General features: G+C 72.9%; 16 protein-coding genes. 2 read left to right on the forward strand and 14 right to left on the reverse strand.

The window, feature by feature from the left end; translation table 11 throughout:
* Positions 1-21: 21 nt before the first annotated feature.
* The 9 genes from E8M80_RS10085 to E8M80_RS10125 all read right to left on the reverse strand — a co-directional run bounded on the left by E8M80_RS10085 (position 22) and on the right by E8M80_RS10125 (position 7,576).
* Positions 22-462 carry a hypothetical protein gene (locus E8M80_RS10085; RefSeq protein WP_137125554.1) on the reverse strand — a complete coding sequence of 147 codons (441 nt, stop codon included), beginning with the start codon at positions 460-462 and terminating at the stop codon, positions 22-24.
* Complete coding sequence (locus E8M80_RS10090; protein ID WP_137125555.1) at positions 462-2,339, reverse strand: hypothetical protein; 1,878 nt, start codon at positions 2,337-2,339, stop codon at positions 462-464. The genes E8M80_RS10085 and E8M80_RS10090 overlap by 1 nt, the downstream gene beginning before the upstream one ends.
* Before the next feature lie 3 nt (positions 2,340-2,342).
* Positions 2,343-2,912: a hypothetical protein gene (locus tag E8M80_RS10095; RefSeq protein ID WP_137125556.1), complete on the reverse strand. Its 570-nt coding sequence runs from the start codon at positions 2,910-2,912 to the stop codon at positions 2,343-2,345.
* Positions 2,913-3,131: 219 nt separating this feature from the next.
* Positions 3,132-3,965, reverse strand: a complete 834-nt coding sequence (locus E8M80_RS10100; RefSeq protein ID WP_137125557.1) for a phage capsid protein — start codon at positions 3,963-3,965, stop codon at positions 3,132-3,134.
* A gap of 240 nt (positions 3,966-4,205) precedes the next feature.
* Entirely contained in the window at positions 4,206-4,943 is a 738-nt protein-coding gene (locus E8M80_RS10105) for a capsid assembly protein (RefSeq protein WP_137125558.1), read from the reverse strand.
* Positions 4,944-4,950: 7 nt separating this feature from the next.
* Positions 4,951-6,363: a portal protein gene (locus E8M80_RS10110; RefSeq protein ID WP_137125559.1), complete on the reverse strand. Its 1,413-nt coding sequence runs from the start codon at positions 6,361-6,363 to the stop codon at positions 4,951-4,953.
* Positions 6,364-6,367: 4 nt separating this feature from the next.
* Positions 6,368-6,601: a hypothetical protein gene (locus E8M80_RS10115; RefSeq protein ID WP_137125560.1), complete on the reverse strand. Its 234-nt coding sequence runs from the start codon at positions 6,599-6,601 to the stop codon at positions 6,368-6,370.
* 163 nt (positions 6,602-6,764) lie between these two features.
* Positions 6,765-7,205, reverse strand: coding sequence for a hypothetical protein (locus E8M80_RS10120; protein ID WP_137125561.1), 441 nt, complete (start codon positions 7,203-7,205; stop codon positions 6,765-6,767).
* Positions 7,202-7,576 carry a hypothetical protein gene (locus tag E8M80_RS10125; protein ID WP_137125562.1) on the reverse strand — a complete coding sequence of 125 codons (375 nt, stop codon included), beginning with the start codon at positions 7,574-7,576 and terminating at the stop codon, positions 7,202-7,204. Before E8M80_RS10125 ends, E8M80_RS10120 begins: the two co-directional genes overlap by 4 nt.
* Positions 7,577-7,758: 182 nt before the next feature.
* Here E8M80_RS10125 and E8M80_RS10130 point away from each other — a divergent pair, with 182 nt between their 5' ends.
* Positions 7,759-8,409: a helix-turn-helix transcriptional regulator gene (locus E8M80_RS10130; RefSeq protein WP_137125563.1), complete on the forward strand. Its 651-nt coding sequence runs from the start codon at positions 7,759-7,761 to the stop codon at positions 8,407-8,409.
* Between the two features lie 155 nt (positions 8,410-8,564).
* On the opposite strand, the gene E8M80_RS10135 is transcribed toward E8M80_RS10130, so the two are convergent.
* On the reverse strand, positions 8,565-9,671 hold the full coding sequence (locus E8M80_RS10135; RefSeq protein ID WP_137125564.1) for a DSD1 family PLP-dependent enzyme: 1,107 nt from the start codon (positions 9,669-9,671) through the stop codon (positions 8,565-8,567).
* A gap of 37 nt (positions 9,672-9,708) precedes the next feature.
* On the opposite strand from E8M80_RS10135, the gene E8M80_RS10140 reads away from it, so the two are divergent.
* Complete coding sequence (locus tag E8M80_RS10140; RefSeq protein ID WP_255467517.1) at positions 9,709-10,959, forward strand: NAD(P)/FAD-dependent oxidoreductase; 1,251 nt, start codon at positions 9,709-9,711, stop codon at positions 10,957-10,959.
* Here the strand turns inward: E8M80_RS10140 and E8M80_RS10145 are convergent, their stop codons facing one another.
* From E8M80_RS10145 to E8M80_RS10160, 4 genes are all read right to left on the reverse strand, one after another.
* Entirely contained in the window at positions 10,960-11,301 is a 342-nt protein-coding gene (locus E8M80_RS10145; protein ID WP_137125566.1) for a gamma-glutamylcyclotransferase family protein, read from the reverse strand.
* The gene (locus tag E8M80_RS10150; protein WP_137125567.1) at positions 11,298-12,278 is read right to left on the reverse strand and encodes a tripartite tricarboxylate transporter substrate binding protein; all 981 of its coding nucleotides are present in this window, start codon (positions 12,276-12,278) and stop codon (positions 11,298-11,300) included. The genes E8M80_RS10145 and E8M80_RS10150 overlap by 4 nt, the downstream gene beginning before the upstream one ends.
* 78 nt (positions 12,279-12,356) lie before the next feature.
* Positions 12,357-13,769 (reverse strand): phosphoglucomutase/phosphomannomutase PgmG, encoded by a 1,413-nt coding sequence (pgmG, locus tag E8M80_RS10155; protein ID WP_137125568.1) that lies wholly within the window; start codon positions 13,767-13,769, stop codon positions 12,357-12,359.
* A 10-nt stretch (positions 13,770-13,779) separates the two neighbouring features.
* Positions 13,780-15,081, reverse strand: a complete 1,302-nt coding sequence (locus E8M80_RS10160; RefSeq protein ID WP_137125569.1) for a UDP-glucose/GDP-mannose dehydrogenase family protein — start codon at positions 15,079-15,081, stop codon at positions 13,780-13,782.
* Position 15,082: the final 1 nt, after the last annotated feature.

The raw sequence follows: 15,082 nt of genomic DNA on the forward strand, positions 1-15,082 counted from the left end.
GTGGAGCGGGCAGGCCGCTGGTCAGTCGAGCAGGTTGCGCACCACGCCGCCGAGGCTCTGCCCGGCGCGCAGGAAGGAGTTGAGGCTGCCGTCGGGCGTGAGCAGCGACCGTCGCCCGGCGGCGAGGCGCGCCGAGGTCACGGCGGCCTCCTCCGCCGCGTCCTGCGCGGCGTCGCGCGTGAGCCCGGCGGCCAGCGCGGCGGCCGAGCCCTCGTCCGGCGCGACGCCCCCGGCGCCGAGCCGCGCGCGGGCGGCCGCGATGGTGCGCGCCAGGCCCTGCTGGCGCTCGCGCGCCCGCGCGGCGGACTGCGCATCGGCCTGGGCCTGCTGCGCGGCCTGCTGCTGGCGGAGGTTCTCCTCCTGCACGCGACTGCTCGCGCGCTGCTGCTGCGCCGTGCGGACCTGGCCATAGACACCGAGGCCGGTGCCGACGAGCGAGGCGATGGAAGCGAGCTGGGCCATCAGTCGGTCATCCTGATCTCGGTGGTGACGGAAAGCAGCGTCATGGGCAGCGGCACCTCGCCCTCGATGCGCCACAGCGGCCGCAGCCGGTCGCGCCGCCAGCCGAGGCCGCGCAGCGTGACATCCCCGGTGAAGGGCGCGGGCGCCGCATCGAGCAGCAGGGTGTCGAGGCGCCGGAAGGACACGGGCTCCGGCCCGCGGCCGAGATCGACCGCGAGCGCGGGTGTCGCAAGCAGCCGGAAGGTCACCGCGACCAGGCGCAGCGGCCCGGTCGCGGCGCCGGACGGCGCGATGAGGTCGTGCGGCAGCGGCTCGACCTCGTGCCGGAAGGCGAGGCCGATCTGCACGGTTGCCGCGGGCGGATCGATCGTGACGGCGCCGTCCACGACCGTCGCCGCCGCGCGCGGCGCGCCGTCGGCGAGGACGCCGACCGCACGGCCCTCGAGGTGGCCGAGGCCGCTCCATTCGTCCTGCGGGATCGCCGCGCTGCCGGTCAGCGCGGCGTCGAGGCCGAGGCCCGTCTCGAAGCGTTCGAGCGCGAAGGCGCCGGCACGCTCGGTCACCGCCCAGACCGTGCCCTCGCTCTCGGCCACGGCGCGGAAGGCGCCTGCGGTCTCCTGGCGCGTCCAGGCGGTCACCTGCTCGGCGCGATAGAGCGTGAGCGTGCCGATCGCGCCATCGGCCATCACCAGGTGCAGCAGCCGCGTGTTCTGGTCGTAGGCCATGGAGACCGGCGCCGCGACGATGTGCCGCGCCAGGATCGCGAGGTCGTTGGCCTGGTAGGCCTGGCTGACGTCCGTATAGGCGAATTCGTGGACGCCCTGCCCGCCGCGCGCGACGAAGACCGTGGCGCCGTCCACGTCCACCGGCGGCACCAGCCGGTCGATCGGCGATCCGACGCGCGTCTGCCGGTTGAGCTGGATGTTGGCCGGCGTCAGCGGGTCGCCGGTCACCATCCATTCGGCGCCCGAGGTGAAGACCTGCAGGTGGCGGCCCGAGAAGACGCCGCGGATCGCGTTCACCTGGTCGGAGACGAGGCCGAACTCGATCGCCTCGTCGTCCAGCCCCGTGCCGGCGTCGAAATTGAACAGGTCCCCGGTGCGCGACAGCCAGAGCCGGTTCGGCAGGTCGCGCGAGCCGCCGATCACGAGCCGTTCCTGGTGGAAGCCGCAGGTGACGGGCCAGCCGCGCGCGGCGCTGAAGGCGGCCTCGTCCCAGTCGGTCGTCGGGCCGCCGGTGGCGAGCGTCTCCTCGATCGTGGCGCTCGCCTGCTGCGCCGTCTGGATGGCGGTCACGACGAGGCGCCGGCCGCCAAGGCGCAGCCGCGCGCCGACATGCCCGGCCTGGAAGAAGGCGGCGCTGGTGAAGAGTGTGGCGGTGCCGGACAGTGCCGTCGCCTGCAGCGTCATCATCGCATCGGCGAAGCGGAAGAAGGGCTCGCGCAGGAAGGACCAGGGCGCGATCGTCCAGCCCGACAGCGTGCGCGTCACGCGCTGCGGGACCATGGCGGGGTGCGTCAGCAGCAGCGTGTCGGCGTTCTGGGTGAAGCCGATCTGCGGCAGCATCGCCGCGGTCCAGGGGCCGGGCAGCGTCGCCACGACGCCATCGCCGAGGAAGACGCGCAGCGTCCCCTCGGTCAGCACCATCAGGTAGGTCTGCTCGGTGTTGAACTCGAAGGCGATCAGCCGCGCCGGGCCGGGCAGCGGGGCGACGTGACGCAGCCCCGGCCGACGCGTGACACCGCCCGTGGGCTGGATGAAGACGTTGCGCAGGCGGCGCGCGCCGTTCTCGAACGCGCGGAGATCCCCGCGGCCGAGCAGCTCGGGCGCCAGCTCGCCGGCGGCGAAGCTCGTCTTGGCACGCTTGACGGCAGGCATGGCTCAGCCCCGCACGTCGACGAGGGAGAAGCCGTCCAGCACGCGCGCGCTCGCCTGCTGGCTGTCAGCCTGGCGCGCCTGGCGCATCTCGGCCTCGGCCAGTCGAAACAGCATCTCGGCGCGGGACGAGTTCTCGGTCAGCGGGATGCAGAACTCGGCCGCCAGGCGCGCCACGAGCGCCGAGGCGAAATAGGGCGGGAAGGCGCTTTCCTCCGGCCGGAACACGTAGGTCAGCGCGACCTCGGCCGCATCGGTGAAGAGCCGGTCCTCGAACAGCCGGTAGACGATGCCGCGCGCACGCCCGGCCGAGCCGGCCGAGAGCGCACGCAGGAAGCCCGCGGGCAGCTGGTAGGCATGCGCGAAATCCGCGCGCGGCACGGCCGAGAGGCGCCCGAGCGCTGCCTGGGCGGTCGCGAAGGACCAGGGATGGGCCGAGAGCAGCGCGTCGCGGATGCCGGGATAGAGGTTGGCCGCGACCTCGGCCTCGGCCGTGCCCTCATCGAGCGAGGCGACAGGCTGCGCGCCGATCTTGAGCAGCGCGCGCGAACTGAGCGCGAGGGCGGAGAGCGCCATCGGGGGGAACTCCTCGACAAGGACGGGGGGAGAAGGAGGCGGGGGGAGAAGGGAACTTCTCCCCCCGAACCCCCCTCAACCTTCTCTGCGACCCGGCGCCGGACCTCGAAGGGGCGGCGCCAGGTGCCAAGGAAGGGAGGGCTTGGGGTCCCCACGGCGTTGCGCAGCAACGTCGTGGGGCCCGGTGCGGGGGAGGTTCACCCTCCCCCGCGTCTGCCGCTATTCGCGCGCCCGCATCCGCACGACGCCCGTCGGGTCGATCATGACCGCGCCCTGGGACATCATGTTGTTCACGAAATGCGCGGCGCGGTCGCCGTGCCAGGTGATGTCCGTCACCACCTCGGACGCGACCGCGTGGCCGACGGCCGTGCGATGGTAGAAGTAGCAGTAGCGCAGCACGCCCGCCTTGGTCAGGCCGGAATGCGGCATCCAGAGCGCGCCGAGCCAGCGCTTCGCCTGCGTGCCCTTCCAGGGCAGGGCGTCGTCGCCCACGTAGTCGGACTTCGCGAACTCGTCGATCTGCAGCAGCTCGCTCCACTGCTTCCAGCCGACGACGGCGAAGCGCTGGCCGTCATCCGGCACGTCGGCCGCGCCCAGCATCTCGAAGGCCATCAGCACCTTCTGCTTGGTGAGGCCATCGGTGTCGGTCAGGCCGGTGCCGGTGCCCGTCGCCTCGGACGTCGCGGCGTCCAGCGCGGCGACGATCAGCTCGTCCGTCTTGCGACCGAGCGCATAGGCGCCGGCATTCGCGATGACCGTCCGCTCGTCGATGTTGGTCTTGATCTCGTCGAGTCGGTCGATCCACTCGCCGGCGTAGTAGTCCTGCAGGAAGCACTCGGCGTTCGAGTATTCCAGGTTCATCACCGGCACGGCGCCGTTGCGCGCCTTGGCGGCCGCGGTGCCCTTGCCGACGCGCGGGAACAGCGTGGAGGAACCCTTCACGCCGGTCTTGGAGCGGATGGTGGGGCGGAGCTTGCTGCCCTGGCGCTGGTAGGCCTCGGCGACCTCGGCCTCGAACTGCTTCACGAAGGCCTGTTCGATGGTGCCCGACATGCGGGGTCCCTTTCGCGGTGTGTGTTGAGGAAGAGCGCCATCGCGCCGGTTGCCCGCGGGGGCCGGCGCCTGGCGCGGCCCGCGCGCCGGTCAGGGTTGTGCGTGGGCCGGAAACTCACGGGGCGGGCGGCGCGGCCTTGTCCAGGCGCGCCACCCGCCCCGGGCCACCGCGCGCGATCGCGCGGGGCCGCCGGCGCGGCGAGCGGCGGGAGACGCCGCTCGAGCCGCGCCGGAATGCGCTCAGCCGCCGACCATCCGGCGGAAGCCGTCGGTCACGCGGCGCACGAACTCCGGCTCGCGCGTCCGCCAGTAGCGCGGGTCGCGCATCATGGCGCGCAGCTCGCCCTCGTCGCCGGCCGCGGGCTCCTCGCCGCGGCGCGCGAGACCGGGTTCCTTGCCCTCCATCATCCGGTGCAGCGCGATCACGCCCTCGGCGGTGGTGGACAGCGCCTCCATCACCGGCGCGGGCAGGTTCGTGCGGCCCCAGGCGGTGATCTGCCCGGCGATGCGGCGGAAGCGGTCCTCGCCGCCGAAATGCTCGCGCAGGCGCTCGATCTGGCGCTCGGCCTCGAACTGGCCGGCGGCCTCGGCGATCAACGGCAACAAGCGCTCGGCCGCCAGGTCATAGACGAGCTGGGCCTGGTCCTTGGTGAAGCCAGCTTCGTGCAGTCGGCGGTTGATGTCGGCATCGGGGCAGCAGAGCTCGTGCTTCGCCTCGATCTCGTAGCCGTCCGGGCCATCGGGGACGCCGATGGCCCGGCGGAAGCGCATGCGTTCCTCGTCCGGCGCATCGGCGCCGGGGGGCGCCACGCGCTGCGACAGGCGGCGCTCCAACTCGCGGTAGGATTTCAGCAGCGCGTCGACGCGGATGGCGGCAGCCTCCTCGTCCCAGAACTTCTCGGGCACCTCCTCGGGGCGGGCGCCCTTCGGCGCGGCGCCGGCATCGGCAAGTGCGGTCTCCAGCAGGTCCTCGGGCATGAGGCGCTCACTCCTTGTCGGGTTGGGCGGGGGGAAGAAGAACCTCGGCGGGCGCACTCAGCGTCCGTCCGAGCCAGCGCGCGGCCGCGGGCAGGTCGATCGTCGCCACCGCCTCGGGGCCCATGGCGCGCACGGCCTGCAGGAACAGCAGCGTGTTCGCCGCATCCGCGCGCCCCTGAACCTGCGCGAGCGGGCTGCGGTAGCTGAGCCGCGCCTCCCGCCCATCCAGCAGGAGCGGCGGGATCTCGCCGCGCCGCCGCAGGATCGCGAGGCAACGCGAGACGAGCGGCGTCAGCAGCTCCGCCTGCAGCCGGCCGTAGGTGGCGCCGAGCAGCCTGGCGGTCTGTGCGGCGCGTTCCAGCACCTCGGTCGCCGTCATGTTGTCGGATCGCCCGGGGCCGAGCCGGTCGGCCAGAAGCGCGCCGCGGATGCGGGCGCGCAGGTCGGTCAGCACGAGCTGCGAGACGTCGAAGTTCCCCGGCGCCGCAAGCGGCGTGAGCCCCGCGGAGCCCGGCGCCTTCGGGATGATGGCGCCCGGTTCGAGCCGCACCGTCGCCGGGTTCAGCACGCCGTCGTCATCGGCCTGCCAGATGCCCGTCGCGGCGATGGAGGCGTTCTTGAGAACGAGTTCCACCACCTTGTTCGCCGTGCGGATGTCGGGCAGGGCCTTGGCGACCGGGCCGCGGCCATAGGCCTCCCCCGGTGCCTTCAGCCAGCGGAAGGCGATGAACGGGCTTTCCGCGAAGCGGCCCTCGGCGAGCGGTACCGCGCCGCTGTCGGTCGCGAGCACGGCCATGAAGCGATGGCCCATGCGGTCGGGCCAGACCGCTTCCAGCACGCGGTGCCGTGGCGCGTCCGCGTCCTCGGCGGCGGGCGCGGGCGGGAGGTTCGGCGCGGTGTAGCGCTCGCGCAGCGCCGCCTCGGACAGGCGCGCCGCGCGGAACACGGTGTCGAGCCGGCCCGACGGGCCTTCCTCGAGCACCGCCTCGCGCAGTGGCACGGCGGTGAACCGCAACGCCGAAGCCTCGCCGGGCGGCGCCTCCTCCACCAGCAGCAGGCCGGTGCCGGCCACCACCAGGTCGAGGAACCCCTGGTGCATCTCGAGCGCGAAGTTCGAGCGGTCCAGATGCCCCTGCAGCGTCTCGGCCGCGTCGTCGAGGATGGCGGCGGCCTCGGGCGCGATGGCGTCGGGGCGCGCGGGCGCCAGGCCGAACCAGCGCGACCAGGGCGGCGTCAGTTCCGCCAGCAGGGAGGCGGCGAGCTGTTCCGCCGCATCCGCCGCGGTCGCGTCGAACAGCGGCACGCGACCGCCGGTGGAGGGCGGCAGCACGTGGTCGTAGCAATCCTGCCACAGCGCGTCCTGCGCGCGGCGACGGTCCAGCGCGCGGGCGTGGCGCGCCAGGATGTCATCGGGGGTCATGGCGTCATTCCCCCAGCAACGACTTGCGCGTCGCGGCGAAGTCGGCGCGCGCGCCGAGGACGCCCGCGGCGGAGGTCGCAATGGTGCCGGAGAGGCCGCGCCTGGCCCGCTCGCGCGTTTCGGCGCGGGCGGTGGCGGCGGTCTCCTCGGCGGCCGCGGCCGGGGCGGGCGCCGGCGTGGCCGGCGCCTGCGGGGGCGCGATGACGACAGGCTTCGGGGCGCGGAACAGGCCACCCATGCGCGCGCGGCTCCTCTCGACGATCGTGGGACGGGATGCCCGGAACACCCCCAAAAAAGCCGCGGGCCCGCCCCCGGTGAGGGGAGCGGGCCCGCGAAAGGCTCGGGGGGAACGGGAGGAAGACCTCCGGGCGCAATGAGCCCGTTGGTGAGGGGTTGATAGGCTAGGTTATCGCCGACGTCAAGATAATTTTCCTATTCTGCTGCAGAATTCGTGAAAGTCGCTTGAACAGGCCGCGCGGCGTCAGCGCAACGGGTGCGCCGGCGCCAAGCACCGCCCGGCAGAGCGCGACGCAGGTCAAGGGCAGCAGCGGTGGCAGGCGGCGCGCGCGCACCGCGCCCGGCACGAAGGGCCCGAGCACGACAAGGCCGGCGCGCCGGTAGAAGCCCGGCAGGTCGAACTCTGCCGGCACGGCCAGCCGCCCGACGAACAGGCGCCCGGAGAGGGGCTCGACAACCGTCCAGCCGGCCTCGTCGCGGAGCGCGGCGAAGCAGTGGCGGAAGCCGGGGCGGAGCAGGCGCAGCCAGGGCTGGTCGGCTTCCCCGCCGAAGGCGATCCATGCCTCCTGCCCCGCTTCCCGCGCGCGGCGATGGCCGGGCGTCACGCCACGATTCCCTTGACGCGCAGCGGCCATTCCAGGCGGTTCATCGCCTCCCGCCACTGCGCCGCATCGGCGCGCTCCGACAGGTGGCGCGGGTCGGGGGCGCTTCCGCGTTCACCCCAGATGCGCATGACGCGCGCGTGGATCAGGTCGATGCGGCGCTGGCGGTACAGCCGGTCGAGGCACTTGATCACGTCGTCCGGCTCGCAGGGCCGCACCTTGTCGCCCTTGCCGGCGGTGATGCGCGCGCCGTCGCGGCGGGCGATCAGCGCGGCCATGGTCCAGAGCCACGCTTCCTCGGCGGAGCGGAAGGGTTCGGCGGCGGTGATGCTGGCGAAGCGGGGCGCATGGGCGGAACGGGGGGCAGGGCGCATGGGGGATCTCGCCTGTGAGAGGAACAATATAAGAACATTAATCGCCCCGGTTGTGTCCGGCAAGATGAAAAAAGGAACATCTACCTATTGAAATCCGACACAACACCTAGGATATGTTCCCCAGGAGACGCGACGAGATATGGATTCGCGTCCTGGGACCGGCGGAACGGAACACCTACGCCATGCGGCACGACGACATCTGGCGCGCCCTCGACGCCCTCGCGGCGGAGCACGGGCTCTCGGCCTCGGGCCTCGCACGGAAGGCGGGGCTCGACCCGACCGCCTTCAACCCGTCGAAGCGCGTCGGCGCCGATGGCCGCGCGCGCTGGCCCTCGACGGAGAGCGTCGCCAAGGTCCTCTCCGCGGTCGGCCGCGGCGTCGAGGATTTCGCGGCCCTCGTCTCCGGCGCGCCGGCCCTCACGCGTGGCGGCAGCCGCGGCGGCGCCGGGCGGCGCGTGCCGCTCATCGGCCTGGCCCAGGCAGGCGGCGAGGGATACTTCGACGATGGCGGCTACCCGGTCGGCGGGTCCTGGGACGAGATCTCCCTGCCCGACATTGGCGACCCCAATGCATATGCGCTGGAGATCTCGGGCGAATCCATGGAGCCGGTGTTCCGCGACGGCGACGTCGTGATTGTCTCCCCCGCCGCGCCCGTCCGCCGCGGCGACCGCGTCGTGGTGCGCACCGCCAAGGGCGAAGTGATGGCCAAGGAACTGCGCCGGCAATCGGCCAAGCGCATCGAGCTCGCCAGCCTCAATCCGGCGCATCCGAGCTACAGCTTAGAGCTGCCCGAGATCACCTGGATGCACAGGATCGTCTGGGCCAGCCAGTAGTTTTTTCGACCCTCAGACGGCGGGCGCCGGGCATCCGCCCGGCTTGCCTTCGCGCCCTGCGCTGGCGCGCCGGCGGCTGATGATGGTCTGGGCGCGGTCGCGCGTTGCGCTCCCGGATCGCGCCACGCGCGATCCGCAGGCCGCTTGGGTGCCGGTCAGGCCATGCCACCCCGCGCCGCGATCGGCCACAGGCACTCCACGCGCCCCTTCCTGACCCCGACATACCAGTCGTAGCGATCGACCGTCGGGTCGCAATGCCCGGGCACGAGGCGCAGCGTCTCGCCCATTGCAGGCGCCGCGCCGTCCTCGATCAGGATCTTGCCGTGCTCGTCCGACGCGCCGGCATAGCGCAGACCGGGCCTCTCCCACACCACGGGCATGCCGGAATCGACCGCCACGCCCTTGTGCCCGCAATCCACCACGGCCACGCCCGGCGTCGCGCGGCTCATCACCGTCGCCAGCACGAACAACGCGTTGCGGAAGGGCGGCGCCTCCTCGTTCTTGCCGTAGTCCACGTCCATGAAGGCGTAGGATCCGGCCTGGATTTCGGTATAGACACCGCTCGCGGCCTCGTGGCGGAAGGTGCCCGTGCCGGCGCCGCCCACGATCGGGCAGCCGAGCCCGCGCTGCGCGAGTTGCTCCACCGTGCGGCGCGACCGCGTCGCGGCTTCCGCGATCGCCGCAGCGCGCTGTTCCGGCGCGCGCATGTGCTGCGCGCTGCCGTGATAGGCCTGCAGCCCGCCGAACATCAGGTGCCTGCTGGCCGCGATGCGCTCCGCCAGAGCCACCGCCGGCGGGCCGTGCTCGACGCCCGCGCGGCCCATGCCGACATCGATCTCGACCAGCACCGGCAGCCGCACGCCGGCCGCCTCGGCAGCCTGCTCGGCCAGGACGACCTGCGCCGCATCGTCCACGCAGAGCCCGACCTTGCAGATGCGCGCCAGCGCGGCCAACCGCGCGAGCTTGCGCGGCGTCACCACCTGGTTCGTCACCAGCACGTCCGGGATACCGCCCCAGGCCAGGGCTTCCGCCTCGGCCACCTTCTGCACGCACTGACCGATGGCGCCGCGTTGCATCTGCAGCTTCGCGACCACGGCCGACTTGTGGGTCTTGGCATGCGCGCGCAGCTTCGCGCCCGTCGGCGCCAGCAGCGCCGCCATAGTGTCGAGGTTGTGCTCGAAGGCGTCGAGGTCGATCAGCAGCGCGGGCGTGTCGACCTCCTCCTCGCGCATGCCGGGCTCGGCGGGCGGCGCTTGCAGCATGGTTCATCCCCTGTCCGTGTCGCGGCATGATGCGGCGATGTTCCCCTCCGATCCAGACGTGCTGATCGTCGGCGCCGGCTGCGCCGGCATCGCGGCCGCGCGCGAACTCGCCATGCGCGGGCGCACCTGCATCGTGCTCGAGGGCGGTCCGCGCGTCGGCGGCCGCGCCTTCGCCGAGAGCGCCAGCCTGGGCCTGCCCTTCGACCACGGCGCTTCCTGGCTGCATCAGGCCGGGGAGAATCCGCTCACGCCGCTCGCCCGGGCGCTCGGCCTGGACCTGCTCGACCACGATGCCCTTCGCGACCGGCGCCTCTTTGCCCATGGCCGCATGGCGACGGCGGCGGAACGCCAAGCCTTCGCCGCCGCCGAGGACGCCTTCTGGATGGCCGTCGAGACCGCGGCGCGCGACGGCGGGACCGACCGCCCCGCCGCATCGGCCGCGCCGCGCGGCGGCCCCTGGGACGCAACGGTCGCGCATTGGGAAGGCAGCCAGATCTGCGCCGCCGAACTCGCGCGCATGTCGCTGCACGACTTCGCCGCGACGGCGCTCGACGGCCCGAACCTGATCCTGCGGTACGGTGTCGGAGGCCTGGTCGCGCGCCTGGCGGAAGGTCTGCCGATCCGGCTCGGCGCGCGGGTCGACCGCCTCCGCTGGGGGCCGCGCGGCGTCGTCGCGCAGGGCACCTTCGGCGCGGTCGCGGCGCGCGCGGCGATCGTGACCGCCTCGACCGGCGTGTTGGCCGCGGGCGGCATCGCCTTCGACCCGCCGCTGCCCGGACCGACAGCGGCGGCGATCCACGCCCTGCCGCTCGGCCTGCTGACGAAGGTGGCCTTCCGCGCGGACCACCCCGACGCGCCAGGCCTGCCGCCCTTCGCGAGCCTGCGCCGCGCCGTGGCAGGGGACGGCGACAGGCCGATGTCCTGGATATCGCGCCTGTTCGGCGATCCGCTGATGGTCGCCTTCTGCGGCGGGGCCCGCGCATGGGAGATGGCAGGCGATGCCGCGCTTGCGGAGGCCGAGGCCCGCGCGGAGGCGGCGCTGGTCTTCGGCAGCCGCGCCGCCGCCGCGCTCGGCCGCGCGACGGTCACGCGCTGGGCGGAGGACCCGCTGTTTCGCGGCGCCTACAGCCATGCCGTGCCGGGCGCCCAGGGGGCGCGGCGCGTGCTGGCCGCGCCGCTCGCCGACGGCCGGCTGCACTTCGCGGGCGAGGCCTGCCATCCGCGCTTCGCCGCGACCGTCGCCGGCGCCTGGCTCAGCGGGGTCGAGGCCGCGCGCGGCGTGCCCTGATCACGGCCAGGGCCGCGCCGCGTCCGCCCGCCGGGCCGAGGCGATCCAAGCCTGCGCGCGGACCGCGCCACGCGCCGTCGTCACGCCCAGCGGCGTCAGCGCATAGGCGCTGCCCTCATAGGCCGAGAGCCGCGCCAGCGCCGCCGGCCCCACGGGAAGCACTGCCCCGTCCACGTCGGCGCCGGCGGCCTCCACCAGCGTCGGATAGGGGGTGCCGCGCAGGAACACACGCCGCCAGCCGTCCAGCCGCGCCGGGCGCAGGCGTCTCACCAGCGCCGGCTCGCCCGACATGCGGGCGAGCACGGCGGGATCGAGCAGCGTGCCGTAGAGGAACAGGATCACTCGGGCCGCAGGTTCACGCTGACGACCAGGTCGCGGATCTTGGCCGCCTGCGCACGCACCATGGTGCCGAAGCTGTCCGCGTCCGAGCCCACCGGCTCTGCACCGACCTCCTCGCAGCGCCGCACGAAATCCGGGTGGCGCGCCGCGGCGGCGATCTCCCGGTTGAGGCGCGCGAGCACCGGCGCCGGCGTGCGCGCCGGCGCGAAGAAGCCGTTCCATCCTTCGAGTTCCAGGGACGGAAAGCCCTGCTCGCGCACCGTCGGCACATCCGGCAGCACCGCCGCGCGGCGGGACGCGACATTGGCCAGACCGTTCAGCGTCCGCGCGCGCACGTGCTGCAGGCAGGTCGAGATCTGGTCGCCGCCGAACTGCACGCGCCCCGCGATCAGCTCCTGCACCAGCGGCGCGGCGCCGCGGAAGGGTACGTGCTCCATGCGGATGCCGGCGTCGCGCTTCAGCACCTCGCCCACCATGTTCATGAAGGACCCCGGGCCGGTCGAGCCGTAGAAGGGCGGGCTCGGCTGCGCCTTCGCCCAGTCCACGAAGCCCTTGAGGTCGGTCGCCGGCACGCCCGGATTGGCGAGGATGATGAGCGGCACGTTGGCGCCGAGCGACAGCGGCGCGAAGTCGCGCCCGATGTCGTGCGGCGCGCGGCCGGCCAGCGTCATGGCCGCGGTGGTGGTCGGGAAGGTGATGTTGTGGAACAGCAGCGAGTAGCCGTCCGGCGCCGCCTTCGCGACCACGTCCGCGCCGATCGAGCCGCCGCCGCCGCCACGGTTCTCGACCACCACGGACTGCCCCATGGTCTCGGTCATGCGCTGCGCGAACAGGCGCGCCAGCAGGTCCGTCGTGCCGCCCGCGGGGAAGGGCACGACGATGCGGATCGGCCGGCTCGGAAACTCCTGCGCCAGCGCCAACCCGGGCGCGGCCAGGATCGTGCCTGCGGCCAGCAGCAGGGAACGGCGTTCGATGGTCATTCCTGGACCTCCCTCGCCAGCCCTGTCCCGGGCCGGAAGGGAAAGGCTAGACCGCCCCGCGCCGCGGCGGGAAGGGCGTCAATGCCCCGCGTTCTCGCCCGAGAAGTCCGGCGCCTCGAGCCCGCTCGCGACCAGTTGCTCGACCAGTTGTGCCTTCAGCCGGTCGAGCCCGGCCTCCGAGGTCGCCTCACAGCGCGCGACCAGCACGGCCTGGGTGTTGGACGCGCGCAGCAGCCACCAGCCATCCTCGGTCAGCACGCGGACACCGTCCACGGCCTGCACCTTCGCACCCGAGGCCGCGAGGCGATCCTTCACCTCCTGCACCACCTCGAACTTGCGCGCCTCCTCGCAGTCGAAGCGGAGTTCGGGCGTGTTGATCACCTGCGGCAGCGCGGCGCGCACCTCTGCCAGCGTCCCCTCCATGCGCGCGACGATGCCGAGCAGCCGCACGGCGGAATAGGGCGCGTCGTCGAAGCCGTACCATTTGTCGGCGAAGAAGATGTGGCCCGACATCTCGCCGGCCAGCGGGCTGCCGGTCTCGGCCATCTTGGCCTTGATGAGGCTGTGGCCGGTCTTCCACATCAGCGGCGCGCCACCCGCCTTGGCCACCTCGTCGAACAGCACCTGGGAGGCCTTCACGTCGGCGATGATGGTGGCGCCCGGCTTCGCCTTGAGGACATCGCGCGCCAGGACGATCAGCAACTGGTCGCCGAACAGGATGTGGCCCTCGTTGTCCACGACGCCGATGCGGTCGCCGTCGCCGTCGAAGGCGATGCCGAGGTCGGCCTTCTCCCGTGCCACCTCGGCGATGATCTGCTCGAGGTTCCTGGCGACCGTCGGGTCCGGGTGGTGGTTCGGGAAGGTGCCGTCCACGTCGCCGTTGATGACGAAATGCGTCCCCGGCAGCCGCGCCGTCAGCGCCTTCACGATCGGTCCGGCCGAGCCGTTGCCGGGATCCCACACGACCTTGAGCTTGCGGTCGCCGCCGTCCCAGTCCTGCATCACGCGGTCGGCGTAGCGTTCGGCGATATCGACGGCGCGGTCGCTGCCCTTGGTCTCCGGCACGACGTCGCCCTCGGCCGCCATGCGCCCGATCTCCTGGATCGCGGCGCCGAAGAACGGCTTCTTGCCGATCATCATCTTGAAGCCGTTGTAGTCCGGCGGGTTGTGGCTGCCGGTCACCATCACGGCGCCGGCGGCTTCCTGGTCATAGGCCGCGAAATACAGCATCGGCGTGGCGCAGAGGCCGATCCGCACCACCTCGAGCCCGCAGGCGCGCAGCCCGGCGACCAGCTGGGCCTCGAGCTCCGGCGAATGCAGCCGCCCATCATAGCCCACGGCCACGCGCTTGCCCCCGGCCCGCACCACGACCGAGCCGAAGCAGCGGCCGATCGCGAAGGCGTCCTCGGGCTTCAGCGTTTTCCCCACGATGCCGCGGATGTCGTATTCGCGCAGCACGGTCCGGTCGAAGCGGTGGCGGAAGGCGGTCATGGTCTCTCCCTTACGGGCGGCCGATGGAGGAATAGGCAAACCCGACCTCGCGCATCGCGGCCGGGTCCCAGACATTGCGGAGGTCGAGCACGATATCGCCCTTCATGGCGGCCTTGAGGCGGCCTGGCGGCAGGGCGCGGAACTCGTTCCATTCCGTCAGCACCACCAGGGCATCCGCGCCCTCGGCGGCACCGACCGCGCTGTCGGCGAAGGCGACGGCCGCCGGCAACGCCTGCCGCGCATGGGCGGGCTGCGGGTCGTAGGCCACGACCTCCACCCCCGCCGCGACCAGTCGCGGCAGGATGACGAGGGAGGGCGCGTCGCGCATGTCGTCCGTCTCGGGTTTGAAGGTCACGCCGAGCACGCCGACGCGCCGGCCCGCGGCGGCGCCGAGCGCAGCCAGGATGCGGTCGGCCATCGCCGCCTTGCGCGCCTCGTTCACCGCTATGGTGGTCTCGACCAGCCGCACGGGGCTGCCCGCATCCTGCGCCGTGCGCGCCAGCGCCAGCGTGTCCTTCGGGAAGCAGGACCCGCCATAGCCCGGCCCGGGATGGAGGAATTTCCGCCCGATCCGCCCGTCGAGGCCCATGCCGCGCGCGACGTCGTGCACGTCCGCGCCCACCTTCTCGCACAGATCCGCGATCTCGTTGATGAAGGTGATCTTGGTCGCGAGGAAGGCATTGGCCGCGTACTTGATCAGTTCCGCGCTCTCGAGACTGACGGCCAGCACCGGCGTCTCGATCAGATAGAGCGGGCGATAGAGCCGCTTCAGCACCTCGAGCGCGCGCGCGTCCTCCACGCCGATGACGACGCGGTCGGGGCGCATGAAGTCGCCGATCGCGCTGCCCTCGCGCAGGAATTCCGGATTCGACGCCACGCTGATCCCGGCATCCGGGCGGACGCGGCGCACGATCTCCTGAACCGCCCGCCCCGTGCCAACCGGAACGGTGGATTTCGTCACGAGCACGAGCGGGCCCTCAGCCGCCCGCGCCACCTGCTCCGCCGCCGCGTGGACGTAGCTGAGGTCCGCATGCCCATCGCCGCGCCGCGTCGGCGTGCCCACCGCGAGGAAGACCGCATCCGCCCCCCGGACCGCCGCCGGGAGGTCGGTGGTGAAGGTCAGCCGACCGTCCCGCACATTGCTCTCGACCAAGGTGTCGAGGCCGGGCTCGTAGATCGGCATGCGCCCGGCGCGCAGCGCCGCGATCCGGTCGGGATCGACGTCCATCACGGTCACGTCCACGCCGAACTCGGCGAAGCACGCGCCGGAGACGAGGCCGACATAGCCGGCGCCGATCATGGCGATGCGCATC

Origin of the sequence: Roseomonas sp. HF4, assembly GCF_005222755.1 — a bacterium.
Classification (GTDB): domain Bacteria; phylum Pseudomonadota; class Alphaproteobacteria; order Acetobacterales; family Acetobacteraceae; genus Neoroseomonas.

Coding starts and splice junctions, on each gene's coding strand:
- E8M80_RS10100 (WP_137125557.1), bottom strand. CDS start 3,965: ATGTCGGGCACCATCGAACAGGCCTTCGTGAAGCAGTTCGAGGCCGAG.
- E8M80_RS10160 (WP_137125569.1), bottom strand. CDS start 15,081: ATGCGCATCGCCATGATCGGCGCCGGCTATGTCGGCCTCGTCTCCGGC.
- pgmG (WP_137125568.1), bottom strand. CDS start 13,769: ATGACCGCCTTCCGCCACCGCTTCGACCGGACCGTGCTGCGCGAATAC.
- E8M80_RS10125 (WP_137125562.1), bottom strand. CDS start 7,576: ATGCGCCCTGCCCCCCGTTCCGCCCATGCGCCCCGCTTCGCCAGCATC.
- E8M80_RS10085 (WP_137125554.1), bottom strand. CDS start 462: ATGGCCCAGCTCGCTTCCATCGCCTCGCTCGTCGGCACCGGCCTCGGT.
- E8M80_RS10130 (WP_137125563.1), top strand. CDS start 7,759: ATGCGGCACGACGACATCTGGCGCGCCCTCGACGCCCTCGCGGCGGAG.
- E8M80_RS10140 (WP_255467517.1), top strand. CDS start 9,709: ATGTTCCCCTCCGATCCAGACGTGCTGATCGTCGGCGCCGGCTGCGCC.
- E8M80_RS10090 (WP_137125555.1), bottom strand. CDS start 2,339: ATGCCTGCCGTCAAGCGTGCCAAGACGAGCTTCGCCGCCGGCGAGCTG.
- E8M80_RS10110 (WP_137125559.1), bottom strand. CDS start 6,363: ATGACCCCCGATGACATCCTGGCGCGCCACGCCCGCGCGCTGGACCGT.
- E8M80_RS10105 (WP_137125558.1), bottom strand. CDS start 4,943: ATGCCCGAGGACCTGCTGGAGACCGCACTTGCCGATGCCGGCGCCGCG.
- E8M80_RS10115 (WP_137125560.1), bottom strand. CDS start 6,601: ATGGGTGGCCTGTTCCGCGCCCCGAAGCCTGTCGTCATCGCGCCCCCG.
- E8M80_RS10095 (WP_137125556.1), bottom strand. CDS start 2,912: ATGGCGCTCTCCGCCCTCGCGCTCAGTTCGCGCGCGCTGCTCAAGATC.
- E8M80_RS10150 (WP_137125567.1), bottom strand. CDS start 12,278: ATGACCATCGAACGCCGTTCCCTGCTGCTGGCCGCAGGCACGATCCTG.
- E8M80_RS10135 (WP_137125564.1), bottom strand. CDS start 9,671: ATGCTGCAAGCGCCGCCCGCCGAGCCCGGCATGCGCGAGGAGGAGGTC.